Raw genomic sequence first — 15,277 nt, 5'->3', positions numbered from 1 at the left:
CACCATGGAATACCAAGCCGCTCCCGCCCGCCTGTCCACGCTTGACGCCAACTTCGAACACGATTTTGCGCAGCGCCTGCATTGGTCGGCAGACACGGACGCGGCCATCGAGCAGCGCGTGGCCGACATCCTGGCCGATGTGCAAAAGCGTGGCGATGCGGCCGTGCTGGAGTACACGGCGCGCTTCGACGGATTGCAGGTGGACGGCATGGCAGTGCTGGAGCTGACGCAGGCCGAGCTCAAGGCCGCCTTCGACAGCCTGGGCGACGAGCAGCGCGATGCGCTGACGGCCGCCGCCCAGCGCGTGCGCACCTACCACGAGGCCCAAAAGCGCGCCAGCGGCGAGAGCTGGAGCTACCGTGACGCCGATGGCACCCTGCTGGGCCAGAAGGTCACGCCGCTGGACCGCGTGGGCATCTATGTGCCCGGCGGCAAGGCGGCCTATCCGTCCAGCGTGCTGATGAATGCCATTCCCGCCCACGTGGCTGGCGTGCAGGAAATCATCATGGTCGTGCCCACGCCACGCGGCGAGAAGAATGCCCTGGTGCTGGCCGCCGCCTATGTGGCTGGCGTCACGCGCGGCTTCACCATCGGCGGTGCCCAGGCCGTGGCGGCCCTGGCCTACGGCACGGCCACCATCCCGAAGGTGGACAAGATCACCGGCCCCGGCAATGCCTATGTGGCCAGCGCCAAGAAGCGGGTGTTCGGCACCGTGGGCATCGACATGATTGCCGGCCCCAGTGAAATCCTGGTGCTGGCCGACGGCAGCACGCCGCCCGACTGGGTGGCCATGGACCTGTTCAGCCAGGCAGAGCATGACGAGCTGGCGCAAAGCATCCTGCTGTGCCCCGATGCCGACTACATCGCCGCCGTCCAGCGCGAGATCGACCGCCTGCTGCCCGAGATGCCGCGGCGCGCCATCATCGCCAAGAGCCTGAGCGACCGGGGTGCCCTCATCCTCACGCGCGACATGCAGGAGGCCTGCGCCATCAGCAACCGCATCGCGCCAGAGCACCTGGAAGTCTCCAGCAACGATCCCCACCAGTGGGAGCCGCTGCTGCGCCATGCAGGCGCCATCTTCCTGGGGGCCTACACCAGCGAAAGCCTGGGCGACTACTGTGCCGGCCCCAACCATGTGCTGCCCACCAGCGGCACGGCGCGCTTTTCCTCGCCGCTGGGGGTCTATGACTTCCAGAAACGATCCAGCCTCATCGAGGTCAGCGAGCAGGGCGCCCAGACCCTGGGCCGCATCGCCTCGGTGCTGGCGCATGGCGAAGGCCTGCAAGGCCATGCGCGCGCGGCCGAAATGCGCCTGAAGTAGACACTCGCTTCCTATTGGACGAAGGCGCCGTCACCGAAAGGGGCGGCGCTTTTTGCTGCCTGAACGCTAGAGCAAGTATGTCAAGAATCGACACGAAATCAGTGGAGCACGAATTTCGTGTAGACTTGCACCCTGTGAAGAACCTCACCATCACCGTCGAAGACAGCGTGCTCGAATGGGCCCGCATCGAGGCCGCGCGCCGCGGCACCAGCGTCTCGCGCATGGTGGGCGACTTCATGGCCGAGATGCAGCGCCGCGAGGACGCCTACGAGCGCGCCTACCTGGCCTGGCGCACCGACGAGCGCGGCTGGGACGGCGGCCAGCCGTCATCCACGCAGCCCGCCCAGCGCAGTGCCGCGCTGCGCCGCGAGGGCCAGGCATGAACACCGTCTTCGTCGATACCTCCGTGCTGGTCGCTGCCGAAGACACGGGGCAGGGCGCCTTGCATGCCGCCGTGCTGCAGTGGCTGGACCTGCTGTGGCGCACGCGCAGCGGGCGCACCGGCAGCCAGTCGCTGTGCGAGTTCTATGAACAGGTCACCACGGCCGCCCAGCCTTTGCCGCAGGGCGATGCGCGCGCCGCCATCCGCCGCTACCAGACCTGGACGCCATGGAAGACCGATGCCGCCACGCTGGAGACCGCCTGGGCCGTGCAATCGCGCCACCAGCTGGCCTTTGGCGACTGCCTGGCCGTGGCCTGCGCCCAGCACAGCGGCTGCGAGCAGATGCTGACCCTGCACCTGCCGCACGGCGCCCAGTTTGGCGGCGTCGCCATGGTGCACCCGCTGCACCAGGCGCCGCCGCAGCAGCAGGCCTGAGCGGCTTCGCTGATGGATTTCTTCCCCCACTGACTCGTGAAAGTGTGCATGCCATGACAGCTTCCATTCCGCAGGTTCAGGCCCTGGCCCTGGAGCGCATCCGCGCCGATGTCCGCTCCATGCATGCCTACCATGTGCAGCCCTCGCAAGGCCTGCTCAAGATGGACACGATGGAGAACCCCTTCCGACTGCCACCCGAGCTGCAGGCCGCGCTGGGCGAGCGCCTGGGCCGGCTGGAGATCAACCGCTACCCTGGCGAGCGCCAGGAAGTGCTTAAGGACATGCTGGCCCGCTACGCGCAGGCGCCGGCCGGCAGCGCCGTCCTGCTGGGCAATGGCTCGGACGAGATCATCACGCTGCTGGCCCTGGCCTGTGCCCAGCCCCACGCCGAGGGCCGCGCCACCATGCTGGCGCCCATGCCGGGCTTCGTCATGTATCCCATGAGCGCCAGGCTGCAGGGCCTGGACTTTGTGGGGGTCGACCTGACGGCCGACTTCGAGCTGGACGTGCCCGCCATGCGCGCCGCCATTGCCGAGCACCGCCCCGCCATCACCTATATCGCCTATCCCAACAATCCCACGGCCACGCTCTGGGCCGAGGCCGATGTGCAGGCCGTGATCGACGCGGTCGGCGCCATCGGCGGCCTGGTCGTCATGGACGAGGCCTACCAGCCCTTCGCCCGCCGCAGCTGGGCAGAGAACATGCGCGCCGACCCGGCCCGCAACGCCCATGTGCTGCTGATGCGCACGCTCAGCAAGTTCGGCCTGGCCGGCGCGCGCCTGGGCTATCTGATCGGCCCGGCCGCCATCGTCGGCGAGATCGACAAGGTGCGCCCGCCCTACAACATCAGCGTGCTCAACTGCGAGACGGCCATCTTCGCGCTGGAGCACGAGGCGCTGTATGCGCAGCAGGCCGTGGCCATCCGCGCCGAGCGCCAGCCGCTGATCGACGCGCTGACCGTGCTGCCGGGTGTGGAAAAGACCTGGCCATCCGAGGCCAACATGGTCTTGCTGCGCGTGCGCGATGCCGCGCGTGCCCAGGCCGAGATGAAGGCCCGGGGCGTGCTGGTGAAGAACGTCAGTGCCATGCACCCGCTGCTGGCCAATTGCCTGCGCCTGACCGTGGGCACCCACGAAGAAAACGCCCAGATGCTGGCGGCCCTGAAGGAATCCCTATGAGCAATGCAGTCCCCGCACGCACCGCCGAAGTGCAGCGCAACACCGCCGAGACCCGGATCAAGGTCGCCATCAACCTGGACGGCACGGGCAAGGCCAGCCTGCACTCGGGCATCGGCTTTCTGGACCACATGCTCGACCAGATCGCGCGCCACGGCCTGATCGACCTGGACATCGAGTGCGAGGGCGACCTGCACATCGACGGCCACCACACGGTGGAGGACATCGGCATCACCCTGGGCCAGGCCTTTGCCAAGGCCGTGGGCGACAAGAAGGGCATCCGCCGCTACGGCCACGCCTATGTGCCGCTGGACGAGGCCCTGAGCCGCGTGGTCATCGATTTCTCGGGCCGTCCCGGGCTGCACATGGACGTGAAATTCACGGCCGGCAGCATCGGTCAGCTCGACACCCAGCTGGTCTACGAATTCTTCCAGGGCTTCGTCAACCATGCGGGCGTGACCCTGCACATCGACAACCTCAAGGGCTTCAATGCCCACCACCAGTGCGAGACCATCTTCAAGGCCTTCGCACGCGCCCTGCGCTTTGCGCTGGAGCATGACGAGCGCATGGCCGGCGTCATCCCCTCGACCAAGGGCGCTCTGTAAAGAGAAGCGATTGGCATCGGCCAGAACTTGATCTGACCGGGCAATCCCGCCGAAAATCCGACAGAACACGCGCCACACGCTATGAGTTTGACTGACAACACCGTCGCCGTCGTCGATTACGGCATGGGCAATCTGCGCTCGGTTTCACAGGCCGTGCGCACGGCCGCCGCCGATTCCGGCTGGCAGGTCGTGGTGACCTCCGATCCCGAGGTGGTCCTGGCCGCCGACCGCGTCGTGCTGCCGGGCCAGGGCGCCATGCCCGACTGCATGCGCGAGCTGCGCGAATCCGGCCTGCAGGAAGCCGTGCTGCATGCCGCTGCCAACAAGCCCCTGTTCGGCGTCTGCGTGGGCATGCAGATGCTGCTGGACCACAGCGACGAAGGTGACGTGCCCGGCCTGGGCCTCATCCCCGGCAACGTGCGAAAGTTCGATCTGGCGGGCCGCACCCAGGCCGATGGCAGCCGCTTCAAGGTTCCGCAGATGGGCTGGAACCGCGTGCACCAGACGCACAACGCCGGCCATGCCCACCCGCTGTGGCGTGGAATTCCCGAAGACAGCTTCTACTACTTCGTGCACAGTTTCTATGCCGTGGTGCAGCAGCCGCAGCATTGCGCTGCTCAGGCCGACTACGGCGGGCGCTTTGCCTGCGCCATCGCGCGCGATAATATTTTCGCCACGCAGTTTCACCCCGAAAAAAGCGCTGACCAGGGCCTGGCCCTGTTCCGCAACTTTCTGGGCTGGAAGCCCTGAATCCCCTTTTCTTCCCCGCACCGGCCGCTGAATCCCAGGCCTTCATTGCTCGCAAACCATCATGCTGCTCATTCCTGCCATCGACCTCAAGGACGGCCACTGCGTACGCCTCATCCAGGGTGATATGGACCAGTCGACCACGTTCGGCGAAGACCCGGCCATCATCGCCCGCCGCTGGCTCGACGCCGGCGCGCGCCGCCTGCACCTGGTGGACCTCAATGGCGCGTTTGCGGGCCAGCCCAAGAACCTTGCGGCCATCAAGGCCATCCTCAAAGAGGTGGACGGCCGGATTCCGGTGCAGCTCGGCGGAGGCATCCGTGACCTGGACACCATCGAGAAATACATAGATGCCGGCATCAGCTACGTGATCATCGGCACCGCTGCCGTGAAGAACCCCGGCTTTCTGCAGGACGCCTGCAGCGCCTTCGGCGGCCATGTGATCGTCGGACTCGACGCCAAGGACGGCAAGGTCGCCATCGACGGCTGGAGCAAGCTCACGGGCCAGGACGTGCACTCGGTGGCCAAGCGCTTCGAGGACTGGGGCGTGGAGTCCATCATCTACACCGACATCGGCCGCGACGGCATGCTCACGGGCATCAACATCGATGCCACCGTCAATCTTGCCCAATCGCTGAAGATCCCCGTCATCGCCTCGGGTGGCCTGGCGGGCATGGCCGACATCGAGGCGCTGTGCAAGGTCGAGGACGAAGGCATCGAGGGCGTGATCTGCGGTCGCGCCATCTACTCGGGCGATCTCGACTTCGCCGCAGCGCAGGCTCGCGCCGACGAACTCACGGCCTGAGCGGCCTGCGCCTTCTCGATATTCGCGGGCGCCTGTCCCTGACAGGCGCCCGCGCTGCATTCAGCGCCGGGGTTTCAAGCGGCCTCTACGAGCAGGCGGGAAGGGCTTGCCCGGCATTGGTGGCGCGCACGGTCTGCACAAAGGCATCCCAGTAATTCGGCAGCCCGGCCCAGGGGTTGCCCACGCCGGTGCTGGGCTCGAACTCCAGCTGGGTCACATAGATCCATCCCGCCTGGTAGCGTGCCGAGGCGGCCGACTGCACGGCCGTCTGCATGGCCGCGCAGCCCGACACGTTGTGCACCAGCGAGGCCTGGTGGCTATTGGCCAGCCCGTACAGCCAATCGAAACTCGTCGTGCGCGGATCGTAGGTGGCGTACGTGGAGCCCTTGCCCTCGAACGTGGTCAGCACATCGGCCACATCGGCATAACCGGCCACGGGCACGAGGCCCGGATTGCCGATCACGATCAGGTCGGGATTCTTGGCCTTGATGTACTGGTAGATGCTGCGGTAGAAGTCCAGCCGGTTGGCGGTGGCCGCCATCTCGTCAATGAAGAAGCCCTTGACCAGGCCTGCGCCGTAATGCGTGAAATAGTTGTCGATATTGGCCTGGATGCTGGCCAGCGATCGCGTGCCCGTGCCATAGCTGGAGCTCACATAGCCCACCAACTGCCCGCCGGCGTTGGCAAAAGCGGTTGCGGCGCGCGTGATGTTCGCATCCGGGCCACTGAAAATGCCGTTGGCCGGGTTCAGGATGGCCGTCATCTGCACGGTCGGATTCGCCTGTGCGCTGGCCGTCAGCGCATTCCAGGCCGTGGCCCCCGCGCCCGTGGGATAGAAATACGCAGGCACCAGCACCCGCAGCGGCGCAGGAGCCGGGCGCAGATAGAAGGTCTGCGAAGCGCTGCCCGTGCGGCTTCCCACGGTGGCGCTGGCCTGCACCTGCTGGCGGCCCGGCGTGGCGCCGGTCAGGGAGGCAGTTGCCACGCCGGAGCTGGTCAGCGCCGAGGTGCTGACGCCTGTGGCTGCGCTGAAGCTCACCACGGTTCCATCGGCGGCATTCACGCCATCTGCGAGAACACCTGCGCGCAGGGTCAGTGCCGAGCCTGCAGTCACCACATCCCTGGCGGCAGGGGCCGTCCATTGCACGGTGACCGAGGTCACTCCGGGCTGGCCGGTGCCGCCGCCATCGCCCCCGGTGCCGCCGCCAGCGCTGCTGTCACCACCACCGCCTCCGCCGCAGGAAGCCAAGGAGGCGGCCAGGGCGAGCATGCCGAGTCGCAGGACAAGAGGAGAGGGAGCGTGGGAGCGTTGCATGACAGAGGAAGGCTGGGCGGGGGAAAGGCTATATTCAAGCATGAAAGTTACATCTTCCTTTCCCGCAGTAACAGCTTTACCTGCGGCCGCGCAAGCTCCCGGCGCCTGCGCTGATGCATGGCAGGGCCTGCCCGCCATCCGCCTGCGCCTGGCCTGCGGCGATGCTGCCCTGATGGCCTTGCAAGGGGCGCAACTGCTTTCCTGGCAGGCAGGTGGCGAGGAGCAACTGTTCCTGAGTCCCCTGGCGGCCCATGACGGCCACACACCCATACGCGGCGGTATTCCGGTCTGCTTTCCCCAATTCAACCAACGCGGCCCGCTGGTCAAGCACGGCTTTGCGCGCACCCTGCCGTGGCAGGCTGATGCAGCACAGGCCGAGGTTCTTGCCGGCGATGGCTTGTTCCTGCGGCTCAGGCTCGCCGACACGCCGCAGACGCGCGCCGTCTGGCCGCCTTCCTTCGAGACCTGGCTGGAGGTCACGCTGTTGCCCGGCCGGCTTGACGTGGAGCTGGTAGTGCACAACCGGGGCGACACGCCTTTGGCTTTCACTGCCGCCTTGCACAGCTACCTGCGCGTGGCGGACGTGGAGCAATGCCGGCTGCAAGGCCTTGACGGCCTGCCTTACTGGGATGCCGTGGCCGACACCCATCCCACGCAGCACGGTGACGTGCGCTTTGGCGAAGAGCTCGATCGCGTCTACCCCCGGCCCGGGAACGCCATGGAGCTGGCCGCACCTGGCGGCGGCTTGCGGATCTCGCAGGATGCCGCCTGGAGCGAGACCGTGGTCTGGAACCCCGGCCCCGCGCTGTGTGAACGTCTGCCCGACATGCCGCCGCAGGGGTGGCGGCAGATGCTGTGCGTGGAGGCCGCCGCCATCGATGCGCCCGTGCATGTGGCGCCCGGCGCGCAATGGCGCGCGGCCCAGCGCCTGCACAAGCTGTAGCTCAGCACCGGCCCTGCAACGAAAAAAGCGCCTGTTCACAGGCGCTTTTTTCGTTGGGGCGGGGGGCGGGTCAGCGGCGCTGCATGCGCTGTGCCGACTGCGCAGGGCGCAGGCCCGGGGTGATCTGCAGCTCCACGGGGCCTTCGCCCCGGCGCACATCGAATTTCGCGGCCTCGCCGGGCTTGAGCGCGGCCACGGCGGTCAGCAGCTCGGACACATTGCGGATGGGCTTGTCGCCCACCTGCACGATCACATCGCCCGGGCGCATGCCGGCCTGGGCAGCGGGGCCTGCCTGCAGCACGCCGGTGATGATCACGCCGGAGTCGGCCTTCACGCCAAAGGTCTCTGCCAGCTCCGGCGACAGCTCATTGGGCTCCACGCCGATCCAGCCGCGCACCACGCGGCCGTCCTTGACGATGCCGTCCAGCACCAGCTTGGCCGTGGACACGGGAATCGCAAAGCCGATGCCCATGCTGCCGCCCGAGCGCGAATAGATGGCGGTATTGATGCCCAGCAGATTGCCGCTGGCATCCACCAGCGCGCCGCCCGAATTGCCGGGGTTGATGGCCGCATCGGTCTGGATGAAGTTCTCGAAGGTATTGATGCCCAGCTGGCTGCGGCCCAGGGCACTGACGATGCCGCTGGTCACCGTCTGGCCCACGCCGAAGGGGTTGCCGATGGCCAGCACGCGGTCGCCCACGTCGATCTGGTCGGAATTGCCCAGAACGATGACGGGCAGCTTGTCCAGGGCGATCTTGAGCACGGCCAGGTCGGTCTCGGGATCGGTACCGATCACCTGGGCCTTGGCCTGGCGGCTGTCGGTCAGCGTGACCTCGATGTCATCGGCGCCCTCGACCACGTGGTTGTTGGTCAGGATGTAGCCGTCGGTGCTGATGATCACGCCGCTGCCCAGGCCTGCCTGCTCCTGCGTGCCCTGGTCGCCGAAGAAGAACTGGAACCACGGATCGTTGCTGCGCGGATGCCGTACCGCCTTGCTGGTGTTGATGCTCACCACGGCCGGCGCCGCCTTCTTGGCCGCAGGTGCAAAGCTGCCCGGGCTGACTTCTCCGACGGGCGTGGCCGGCGCCTCCAGCAACGCAATGCCCGCGTTGCTGCGCACGGCGCCGCGGCGCAGCCAGTCCGGCTGCAGGGTGGCAACGACGAAGTAGGCAGCCACCAGGATGGTGACCGCCTGCGAAAACAGCAGCCAGGTGCGTTTCATGAAGTGTGGTGTTCTGTGCGGGAGTACAAGGCCCCATTGTGAGGCATGTCGTGAGCGGGGCGGTGGGCCGGCGGGCGAGCACCAAAGCCGCGCTCCCCACACAGCTACAGTACAAACCCTAGAATCCCCGGACGACTGCGCCACGCCGCGTTCGCTGTTGCGCTGGCCCACAAGCCGGCCCCAAGAGAGAGCCAAGTCCTCCGATCCCGAAGTCTTGCAGAACGATCTGCCGCCGCACGCCCATCCGTTGCCGTGGCATCCACCGCGCCGTCCTGCTGTTCGATCCCTGGAAAAAAACCATGACTACGCTTGACCAAGCGCAGCCGGGCATGGCCCCTGCTGTTGCGACCGCACGTCCTCTCAACCGACAGGACTACAAGACCCTGGGCCTGTCGGCCCTGGGTGGCACCCTGGAGTTCTACGACTTCGTCGTTTTCGTTTTCTTCGCCAATGTCATCGGCAAGCTGTTCTTCCCGGCCGAGATGCCGGACTGGCTGCGCCAGCTGCAGACGCTGGGCATTTTTGCGGCGGGCTACCTGGCCCGGCCCATCGGCGGCATTCTGATTGCGCACTTTGGCGACATCCTGGGCCGCAAGAAGATGTTCACGCTGTCCATCTTCCTGATGGCCGTGCCCACGCTGGTGATCGGCCTGCTGCCCACCTATGCCTCCATCGGCATTGCCGCGCCGATTTTGCTGCTGGCCATGCGCGTGCTGCAGGGCGCGGCCATTGGTGGCGAGATGCCGGGCGCCTGGGTCTTCGTGGCCGAGCATGCGCCGGCGCGCCACTATGGCTTTGCCATCGGCTCGCTGACTTCGGGCATCACGGGCGGCATTTTCCTGGGCTCCATCATCGGTGTCTGGCTCAACAGCACCTACAGCGCCGAGGAGATCCACGACTGGGCCTGGCGCTTGCCCTTCATCCTGGGCGGCGTGTTCGGCCTGGTGTCGGTCTATCTGCGCAAGTTCCTGCATGAGACACCCATCTTCCAGGAGCTGATGGCGCGCAAGCAGGCCGACCGCGAACTGCCGCTCAAGACCATCGTGCGCGACCACCGCCAGGCCTGCGTGCTGGTGGCGCTGATGACCTGGGTGCTGTCCACGGCCATCGTGGTGGTGGTGCTGTTCACGCCGGCCTATCTGCAGAAGGTCTTCCACATCGACGCGGCCCTGGCCATGAAGGCCAACGCCGTGGCCACGGTGACGCTGACGCTGGGCTGTGTGTTCTGGGGCTGGCTGTCCGACCGGATGGGCACGCGTGTGGCCATGGTCACGGGCTGGCTGGGCATGACAGTGACGGCCTATGCGTTCTATCTGAACCTGCCGGGCACGGCGTCCTCGCTGGTGTGGAGCTACGCGCTGGTGGGCTTTTTCGTGGGCAGCATTGCGCTGCTGCCGGTGGTGGGCGTGCGCGCTTTCCCGGCCGAGGTGCGTTTCACGGGCCTGTCCTTTGCCTACAACATGGCCTATGCGGTGTTCGGCGGCATGACGCCCATGCTGGTGTCCGTGTGGCAGCAGGTGGATGTGATGGCGCCGGCCCACTATGTGGCGGCCATGGGCATCCTGGGCGCGGCCATCGGCTTCTGGCCCCTTGCCTGCCGTGGTTGGCAACCCAGGCGCGGCTGAGCTTGGCAGTGGAATGAAGGGCAGCATGGCTGCCCTTTTTCCTGGGCGCCGCATGGATCGCTGACAATCCTTTCATGAGCACCACGCGACAAGAACTCCTGGCCCACTTCGACGGTTTGCTGCAGCCCGAGCGCTTCAAGGACTATGGTCCCAACGGCCTGCAGGTGGAGGGGCGCGGCGAGATCCGCCGCATCGTCAGCGGGGTGACGGCCAGCCGCGCGCTGATCGAGGCGGCCATCGAGGCGCAGGCCGATGCCATCTTCGTGCACCACGGCCTGTTCTGGCGCGGCATGGATGGCCGCATCACTGGCTGGCTCAAGGAGCGCATCCGCCTGCTGCTGGCCCACGACATCAATCTCTTTGCCTACCATCTGCCGCTGGATGCCCATCCGCAATGGGGCAACAACGCGCAGTTGGGCGTGCAGCTGGGGCTTGAGGGCCAGGCAACGTTTGGCGAGCAGAACCTGGGCTGGATGGCGGCAGCGGATTTTGCCGATGCGGCTGCGTTGGGCAGGCATGTGGAGCAGGCGTTGGGGCGCACGCCTGTCTGCGTGGGGGGAGAGCGCCTGCGCCCCAATCACCCCATTCGCCGCATTGCCTGGTGCACGGGCGGCGCGCAAGGTTTCTTTGAGGCCGCGATTGCCGCTGGGGCCGATGCCTTCATCACGGGCGAGATTTCCGAGCCGCAGGCGCATCTGGCGCGCGAGACGGGCGTGGCCTTCCTGGCAGCAGGCCACCATGCCACGGAGCGCTACGGCGCGCCGGCCCTGGCGGGTCAGGTGGCATTGGAGCTGGGGCTGGAGCACCGTTTCATCGAGATCGACAATCCGGCCTGATGCAGTTCCATCCTTGGCGCATCCCTTTGGCGGAGCCTTTTGCCGCAAGCGTGGTGCGAATGACCGGCTTGCCTGATCCGGATACTGAAAATGCCTGATTCCACACAGTCCACGGCCTTGATGGCCATCACCCAGGGCGACTCTGCCGGGGTGGGGCCCGAGACCATTGCCAAGGCGTTCATGGACGCGCCCGAGCAGATGCGCGGCTGCTTCGTCGTCGGCGAGTTGCAGACGCTGCGCCGGGCAGCCGCCGTGGCGGCGCGTGCGCGCGATGGCGACAACGCCATTCCCATGCCCGTGGCCGTCATCGAGTCGGTCGAGCAACTGTGGCAGGTGCCGCCCCATTGCGTCCCTTTGCTGGAACTGCCCGGGCTGCCCGGTCCTGCGCCCTGGGGGCAGGTGAGCGCCAGCGCCGGTGACGCGGCCGCGCGCTGCGTGGTCTGGGCTGCGCGGGCTGCCTTGCGCGGCGAGATCGCGGCTCTGGTGACGGCGCCGCTGCACAAGGAGGCGCTGCATGCCGCAGGCGTGGACTTCCCCGGCCACACGGAATTGCTGCAATTCGAGGCGGCCCGACACGCGGGCGTGGAGCTGTCGCACATGCCGGTGCGCATGATGCTGGCCAACGATGAGCTGCGCACGGTGCTGGTCAGCATCCATACCTCGCTGCGCAAGGCGATCGATGCGGTAACGAAGGACAACCTGCTGCAGACCTTGCGCATCACGCATGAGGCCTTGTCTCGCAGCCTGGGCCGCCCGCCGCGGATCGGTGTGGCAGGGCTGAACCCGCATGCGGGCGAGGGCGGCCTGTTCGGCAGCGAGGAGGTGGAGATCATTGCCCCGGCCATCGCCCAGGCGCGCGCCGAGGGCCTGGACGCCCACGGACCTTTTGCGCCCGATACGGTGTTCATGCGCGCCCGCAATGCTCCCGCCCATCCCGGCGAGTTCGACGCGGTGCTGGCCATGTACCACGACCAGGGACTGATTCCCGTGAAGTACCTGGGCGTGGAAAAAGGCGTGAATGTCACATTGGGGCTGCCGCTGGTACGCACCAGTCCGGACCACGGCACGGCTTTCGATATTGCGGGGCAGGGTGTTGCAGAGGCCGGAAGCCTGATTGAGGCCGTGCGAATGGCGCGCAAATTGGCGGCTTGAATGGCTAGCCCAAGCACCGGGAATCTGCAGTAATGGAAAACGCCCGTGGCAACCATGCCACGGGCGTTTTGATTTGCGTCAAAACACGGATTTCAGCGCTTGAGGCTGTCGCGAATCTCGCGCAGCAGCACGATGTCTTCGGGGGGGACGGGCGCGGGAGCGGGGGCTGCCGGTGCCTCGCGGCGCAGGCGGTTGATCTGCTTGACCATCATGAAAATGATGAAGGCCAGGATGATGAAGTTCACTGCCACCGTGATGAAGTTTCCATAGGCAAATACGGGGACGCCGGCCTTCTTGAGCGCATCGAGCGTCATCGCCGTTCCGGGGGGTACGCTGCCCAGCACGACGAACAGATTGGAGAAGTCCAGCTTGCCGAAAACCAGGCCCACGACCGGCATGATCAGGTCGTTTACCACGGAATCAACGATTTTGCCAAACGCTCCACCAATGATGACGCCCACGGCGAGATCTACCACGTTTCCCTTAACTGCGAACTCACGAAATTCCTGCATCATGCCCATGGCTGGCTCCATCTGGAAAGAGTTTGAGATAGCGCAGTATTGCGCGGCTTTGGAGCCTGTCAACGGCACAAGCAGCATGGAATAACCATACTCGCCCCGCTACAATTTATTGTTGACCCCAACTCAAGCGACGTAGTTCGAGGAACCCCATGAGTGACACTCCAATCGACTCCAGCAAGCGGACGTGGATCATCACGTCGGCGTGCGCTGGTGCGGTGGGCGGCGTGGCGACAGCCGTCCCGTTCGTGAGCACCTTCCAGCCATCCGAGAAGGCCAAAGCCGCCGGGGCTGCAGTGGAGGTCGATATCTCCGCCCTCAAGGACGGCGAGAAGCTCACGGTCGAGTGGCGCGGCAAGCCCGTCTGGATCATCAAGCGCACGCCTGACCAGATCAAGGAGCTGCCCGAACTGGACAGCCAGTTGGCCGATCCCCAATCCAAGCGCCACCCTGAAGAGTTCACGCCGCCCTATGCGATGAACGAGGCCCGCTCGATCAAGCCCGAAGTGCTGGTCGTCGTCGGCATCTGCACGCATCTGGGCTGCTCGCCTTCCGACAAGTTCCAGCCGGGCGCCCAGCCCTCGCTGCCCAGCGACTGGAAGGGCGGCTTCCTGTGCCCCTGCCATGGCTCGACCTTTGACATGGCTGGCCGTGTCTTCAAGAACAAGCCGGCTCCCGACAACCTGCAGGTGCCGCCGCACATGTACCTGTCGGAGACCAAGCTCCTCATTGGTGAAGACAAGGCTTGAGGGAGACAAGAACAATGGCCCACGAATTCAAGGACATCGATCCGAATGCGCCCGCCGGCGCCAAGCTCACGAACTGGTTCGAGAACCGTTTTCCCACGGCTTTCGACGCCTATCGCGTGCACATGTCGGAGTACTACGCTCCGAAGAATTTCAACTTCTGGTACATCTTCGGCTCGCTGGCGCTGCTGGTGCTGGTGATCCAGATCGTCACCGGCATCTTCCTGGTGATGCACTACAAGCCCGACGCCGAAAAGGCGTTCGCCTCGGTGGAGTACATCATGCGCGATGTGCCCTGGGGCTGGCTGATCCGCTACATGCACTCCACGGGTGCGTCGGCCTTCTTCGTCGTCGTCTATCTGCACATGTTCCGCGGTCTTCTGTACGGTTCGTACCGCAAGCCGCGTGAACTGGTCTGGATCTTCGGCTGCGCCATCTTCCTGGTGCTGATGGCCGAGGCCTTCATGGGCTACCTGCTGCCCTGGGGCCAGATGTCGTACTGGGGCGCCCAGGTGATCGTGAACCTGTTCTCGGCGATCCCCTTCATCGGCCCTGACCTGGCGCTGCTGATCCGTGGCGACTACGTGGTGGGCGATGCCACGCTCAACCGCTTCTTCAGCTTCCACGTGATCGCCGTGCCCCTGGTGCTGCTGGGCCTGGTCGTGGCCCACTTGCTGGCGCTGCACGATGTGGGCTCCAACAACCCGGATGGCATCGAGATCAAGGGCCCCAACGCGCCCAAGGACGCCAAGGGCCATCCGCTGGACGGCATTCCCTTCCATCCCTACTACACGGTGCACGACATCTTCGGCGTGACGGTGTTCCTGTTCCTGTTCTCGGCCGTGGTGTTCTTCGCGCCCGAGTTCGGCGGCTACTTCCTGGAGTACAACAACTTCATCCCGGCCGATCCGCTGAAGACGCCTTCGCACATTGCGCCGGTCTGGTACTTCACGCCGTTCTACTCGATGCTGCGTGCCATCACCAGCGAGATGATGTACGTGCTCATCGCCTGCGTGGTGCTGGGTGCGGGCTTTGGCGTGCTCAAGTCGCGCCTGCCGGCCGCCGTCAAGGGCGTGGTCGCCATCGTGGCCCTGGGCGTCATCGCCATGATGCTGTCCATCGATGCCAAGTTCTGGGGTGTGGTGGTGATGGGCGGTGCCGTGATCATCCTGTTCGCGCTGCCCTGGCTCGATTGCAGCCCGGTCAAGTCCATCCGCTACCGCCCGAGCTGGCACAAGTATCTCTACGGCATCTTCGTGATCAACTTCGTGATCCTGGCCTATCTCGGCGTGCAGCCGCCTTCGCCCATCGGCGAGCGCGTGTCCCAGGTCGGAACGCTGTTCTACTTCGGCTTCTTCCTGCTGATGCCCTGGTGGAGCCGTCTGGGCAAGACCAAACCCGTTCCCGATCGTGTGACGTTCAAGCCGCACTGAAGCTGGAGAGAACAACA

Annotated in this window: 16 protein-coding genes; 13 read left to right on the top strand and 3 right to left on the bottom strand. The window is 65.9% G+C overall.

Annotated elements, in window-relative coordinates; all coding sequences use genetic code 11:
• The first annotated feature begins 4 nt into the window (after nt 1–4).
• From hisD to hisA, 7 genes are all read left to right on the top strand, one after another.
• The gene (hisD, locus tag GRX31_RS02940; protein WP_160851389.1) at nt 5–1,321 is read left to right on the top strand and encodes a histidinol dehydrogenase; all 1,317 of its coding nucleotides are present in this window, start codon (nt 5–7) and stop codon (nt 1,319–1,321) included.
• 77 nt (nt 1,322–1,398) lie between these two features.
• The gene (locus tag GRX31_RS02935) at nt 1,399–1,704 is read left to right on the top strand and encodes a hypothetical protein (protein WP_174538854.1); all 306 of its coding nucleotides are present in this window, start codon (nt 1,399–1,401) and stop codon (nt 1,702–1,704) included.
• A complete protein-coding gene (locus GRX31_RS02930) occupies nt 1,701–2,138 on the top strand; it encodes a PIN domain-containing protein (protein ID WP_016445586.1) in 438 nt (145 codons plus the stop codon). The genes GRX31_RS02935 and GRX31_RS02930 overlap by 4 nt, the downstream gene beginning before the upstream one ends.
• 53 nt (nt 2,139–2,191) lie before the next feature.
• Entirely contained in the window at nt 2,192–3,316 is a 1,125-nt protein-coding gene (gene hisC, locus GRX31_RS02925) for a histidinol-phosphate transaminase (protein WP_160851386.1), read from the top strand.
• Nucleotides 3,313–3,918 carry an imidazoleglycerol-phosphate dehydratase HisB gene (hisB, locus tag GRX31_RS02920; protein WP_016445588.1) on the top strand — a complete coding sequence of 202 codons (606 nt, stop codon included), beginning with the start codon at nt 3,313–3,315 and terminating at the stop codon, nt 3,916–3,918. Before hisC ends, hisB begins: the two co-directional genes overlap by 4 nt.
• An 81-nt stretch (nt 3,919–3,999) precedes the next feature.
• Nucleotides 4,000–4,668 carry an imidazole glycerol phosphate synthase subunit HisH gene (hisH, locus tag GRX31_RS02915; protein ID WP_017405475.1) on the top strand — a complete coding sequence of 223 codons (669 nt, stop codon included), beginning with the start codon at nt 4,000–4,002 and terminating at the stop codon, nt 4,666–4,668.
• A 61-nt stretch (nt 4,669–4,729) separates the two neighbouring features.
• Nucleotides 4,730–5,470, top strand: coding sequence for a 1-(5-phosphoribosyl)-5-[(5-phosphoribosylamino)methylideneamino]imidazole-4-carboxamide isomerase (gene hisA / locus GRX31_RS02910; protein WP_016445590.1), 741 nt, complete (start codon nt 4,730–4,732; stop codon nt 5,468–5,470).
• 85 nt (nt 5,471–5,555) lie between these two features.
• Here hisA and GRX31_RS02905 read toward each other — a convergent pair whose 3' ends face one another.
• Nucleotides 5,556–6,740, bottom strand: a complete 1,185-nt coding sequence (locus GRX31_RS02905) for a spherulation-specific family 4 protein (RefSeq protein ID WP_160851384.1) — start codon at nt 6,738–6,740, stop codon at nt 5,556–5,558.
• A gap of 85 nt (nt 6,741–6,825) precedes the next feature.
• Here GRX31_RS02905 and GRX31_RS02900 point away from each other — a divergent pair, with 85 nt between their 5' ends.
• Nucleotides 6,826–7,728, top strand: a complete 903-nt coding sequence (locus tag GRX31_RS02900; RefSeq protein WP_237426604.1) for a D-hexose-6-phosphate mutarotase — start codon at nt 6,826–6,828, stop codon at nt 7,726–7,728.
• 70 nt (nt 7,729–7,798) lie between these two features.
• Here GRX31_RS02900 and GRX31_RS02895 read toward each other — a convergent pair whose 3' ends face one another.
• On the bottom strand, nt 7,799–8,950 hold the full coding sequence (locus tag GRX31_RS02895) for a S1C family serine protease (protein WP_012207313.1): 1,152 nt from the start codon (nt 8,948–8,950) through the stop codon (nt 7,799–7,801).
• A 299-nt stretch (nt 8,951–9,249) separates the two neighbouring features.
• Here GRX31_RS02895 and GRX31_RS02890 point away from each other — a divergent pair, with 299 nt between their 5' ends.
• The 3 genes from GRX31_RS02890 to pdxA all read left to right on the top strand — a co-directional run bounded on the left by GRX31_RS02890 (nt 9,250) and on the right by pdxA (nt 12,563).
• Entirely contained in the window at nt 9,250–10,575 is a 1,326-nt protein-coding gene (locus tag GRX31_RS02890) for an MFS transporter (protein ID WP_160851380.1), read from the top strand.
• Between the two features lie 74 nt (nt 10,576–10,649).
• Nucleotides 10,650–11,411, top strand: a complete 762-nt coding sequence (locus tag GRX31_RS02885; protein ID WP_016445595.1) for a Nif3-like dinuclear metal center hexameric protein — start codon at nt 10,650–10,652, stop codon at nt 11,409–11,411.
• 90 nt (nt 11,412–11,501) lie between these two features.
• Nucleotides 11,502–12,563, top strand: coding sequence for a 4-hydroxythreonine-4-phosphate dehydrogenase PdxA (gene pdxA / locus GRX31_RS02880; RefSeq protein ID WP_160851377.1), 1,062 nt, complete (start codon nt 11,502–11,504; stop codon nt 12,561–12,563).
• Nucleotides 12,564–12,655: 92 nt separating this feature from the next.
• Here the strand turns inward: pdxA and mscL are convergent, their stop codons facing one another.
• Entirely contained in the window at nt 12,656–13,084 is a 429-nt protein-coding gene (mscL, locus tag GRX31_RS02875; protein WP_160851523.1) for a large conductance mechanosensitive channel protein MscL, read from the bottom strand.
• 149 nt (nt 13,085–13,233) lie between these two features.
• On the opposite strand from mscL, the gene petA reads away from it, so the two are divergent.
• On the top strand, nt 13,234–13,830 hold the full coding sequence (petA, locus tag GRX31_RS02870) for a ubiquinol-cytochrome c reductase iron-sulfur subunit (RefSeq protein ID WP_016445597.1): 597 nt from the start codon (nt 13,234–13,236) through the stop codon (nt 13,828–13,830).
• A 14-nt stretch (nt 13,831–13,844) separates the two neighbouring features.
• Nucleotides 13,845–15,260 carry a cytochrome b gene (locus GRX31_RS02865; RefSeq protein ID WP_016451018.1) on the top strand — a complete coding sequence of 472 codons (1,416 nt, stop codon included), beginning with the start codon at nt 13,845–13,847 and terminating at the stop codon, nt 15,258–15,260.
• Nucleotides 15,261–15,277: the final 17 nt, after the last annotated feature.

The organism is Delftia sp. CH05, assembly GCF_009827015.1.
GTDB classification, from domain to species: Bacteria; Pseudomonadota; Gammaproteobacteria; order Burkholderiales; family Burkholderiaceae_C; genus Comamonas; species Comamonas tsuruhatensis.
The sequence above is the reverse complement of the archived record's forward strand: the minus strand, read 5'-3'. Positions and strand labels throughout refer to the sequence as shown.

What these genes read in the sequence shown, in the direction of transcription:
- hisD (WP_160851389.1), top strand. Translation starts at nt 5, where the DNA reads ATGGAATACCAAGCCGCTCCCGCCCGCCTGTCCACGCTTGACGCCAAC.
- GRX31_RS02935 (WP_174538854.1), top strand. Translation starts at nt 1,399, where the DNA reads ATGTCAAGAATCGACACGAAATCAGTGGAGCACGAATTTCGTGTAGAC.
- GRX31_RS02930 (WP_016445586.1), top strand. Translation starts at nt 1,701, where the DNA reads ATGAACACCGTCTTCGTCGATACCTCCGTGCTGGTCGCTGCCGAAGAC.
- hisC (WP_160851386.1), top strand. Translation starts at nt 2,192, where the DNA reads ATGACAGCTTCCATTCCGCAGGTTCAGGCCCTGGCCCTGGAGCGCATC.
- hisB (WP_016445588.1), top strand. Translation starts at nt 3,313, where the DNA reads ATGAGCAATGCAGTCCCCGCACGCACCGCCGAAGTGCAGCGCAACACC.
- hisH (WP_017405475.1), top strand. Translation starts at nt 4,000, where the DNA reads ATGAGTTTGACTGACAACACCGTCGCCGTCGTCGATTACGGCATGGGC.
- hisA (WP_016445590.1), top strand. Translation starts at nt 4,730, where the DNA reads ATGCTGCTCATTCCTGCCATCGACCTCAAGGACGGCCACTGCGTACGC.
- GRX31_RS02905 (WP_160851384.1), bottom strand. Translation starts at nt 6,740, where the DNA reads ATGCTCGCCCTGGCCGCCTCCTTGGCTTCCTGCGGCGGAGGCGGTGGT.
- GRX31_RS02900 (WP_237426604.1), top strand. Translation starts at nt 6,826, where the DNA reads ATGAAAGTTACATCTTCCTTTCCCGCAGTAACAGCTTTACCTGCGGCC.
- GRX31_RS02895 (WP_012207313.1), bottom strand. Translation starts at nt 8,950, where the DNA reads ATGAAACGCACCTGGCTGCTGTTTTCGCAGGCGGTCACCATCCTGGTG.
- GRX31_RS02890 (WP_160851380.1), top strand. Translation starts at nt 9,250, where the DNA reads ATGACTACGCTTGACCAAGCGCAGCCGGGCATGGCCCCTGCTGTTGCG.
- GRX31_RS02885 (WP_016445595.1), top strand. Translation starts at nt 10,650, where the DNA reads ATGAGCACCACGCGACAAGAACTCCTGGCCCACTTCGACGGTTTGCTG.
- pdxA (WP_160851377.1), top strand. Translation starts at nt 11,502, where the DNA reads ATGCCTGATTCCACACAGTCCACGGCCTTGATGGCCATCACCCAGGGC.
- mscL (WP_160851523.1), bottom strand. Translation starts at nt 13,084, where the DNA reads ATGGGCATGATGCAGGAATTTCGTGAGTTCGCAGTTAAGGGAAACGTG.
- petA (WP_016445597.1), top strand. Translation starts at nt 13,234, where the DNA reads ATGAGTGACACTCCAATCGACTCCAGCAAGCGGACGTGGATCATCACG.
- GRX31_RS02865 (WP_016451018.1), top strand. Translation starts at nt 13,845, where the DNA reads ATGGCCCACGAATTCAAGGACATCGATCCGAATGCGCCCGCCGGCGCC.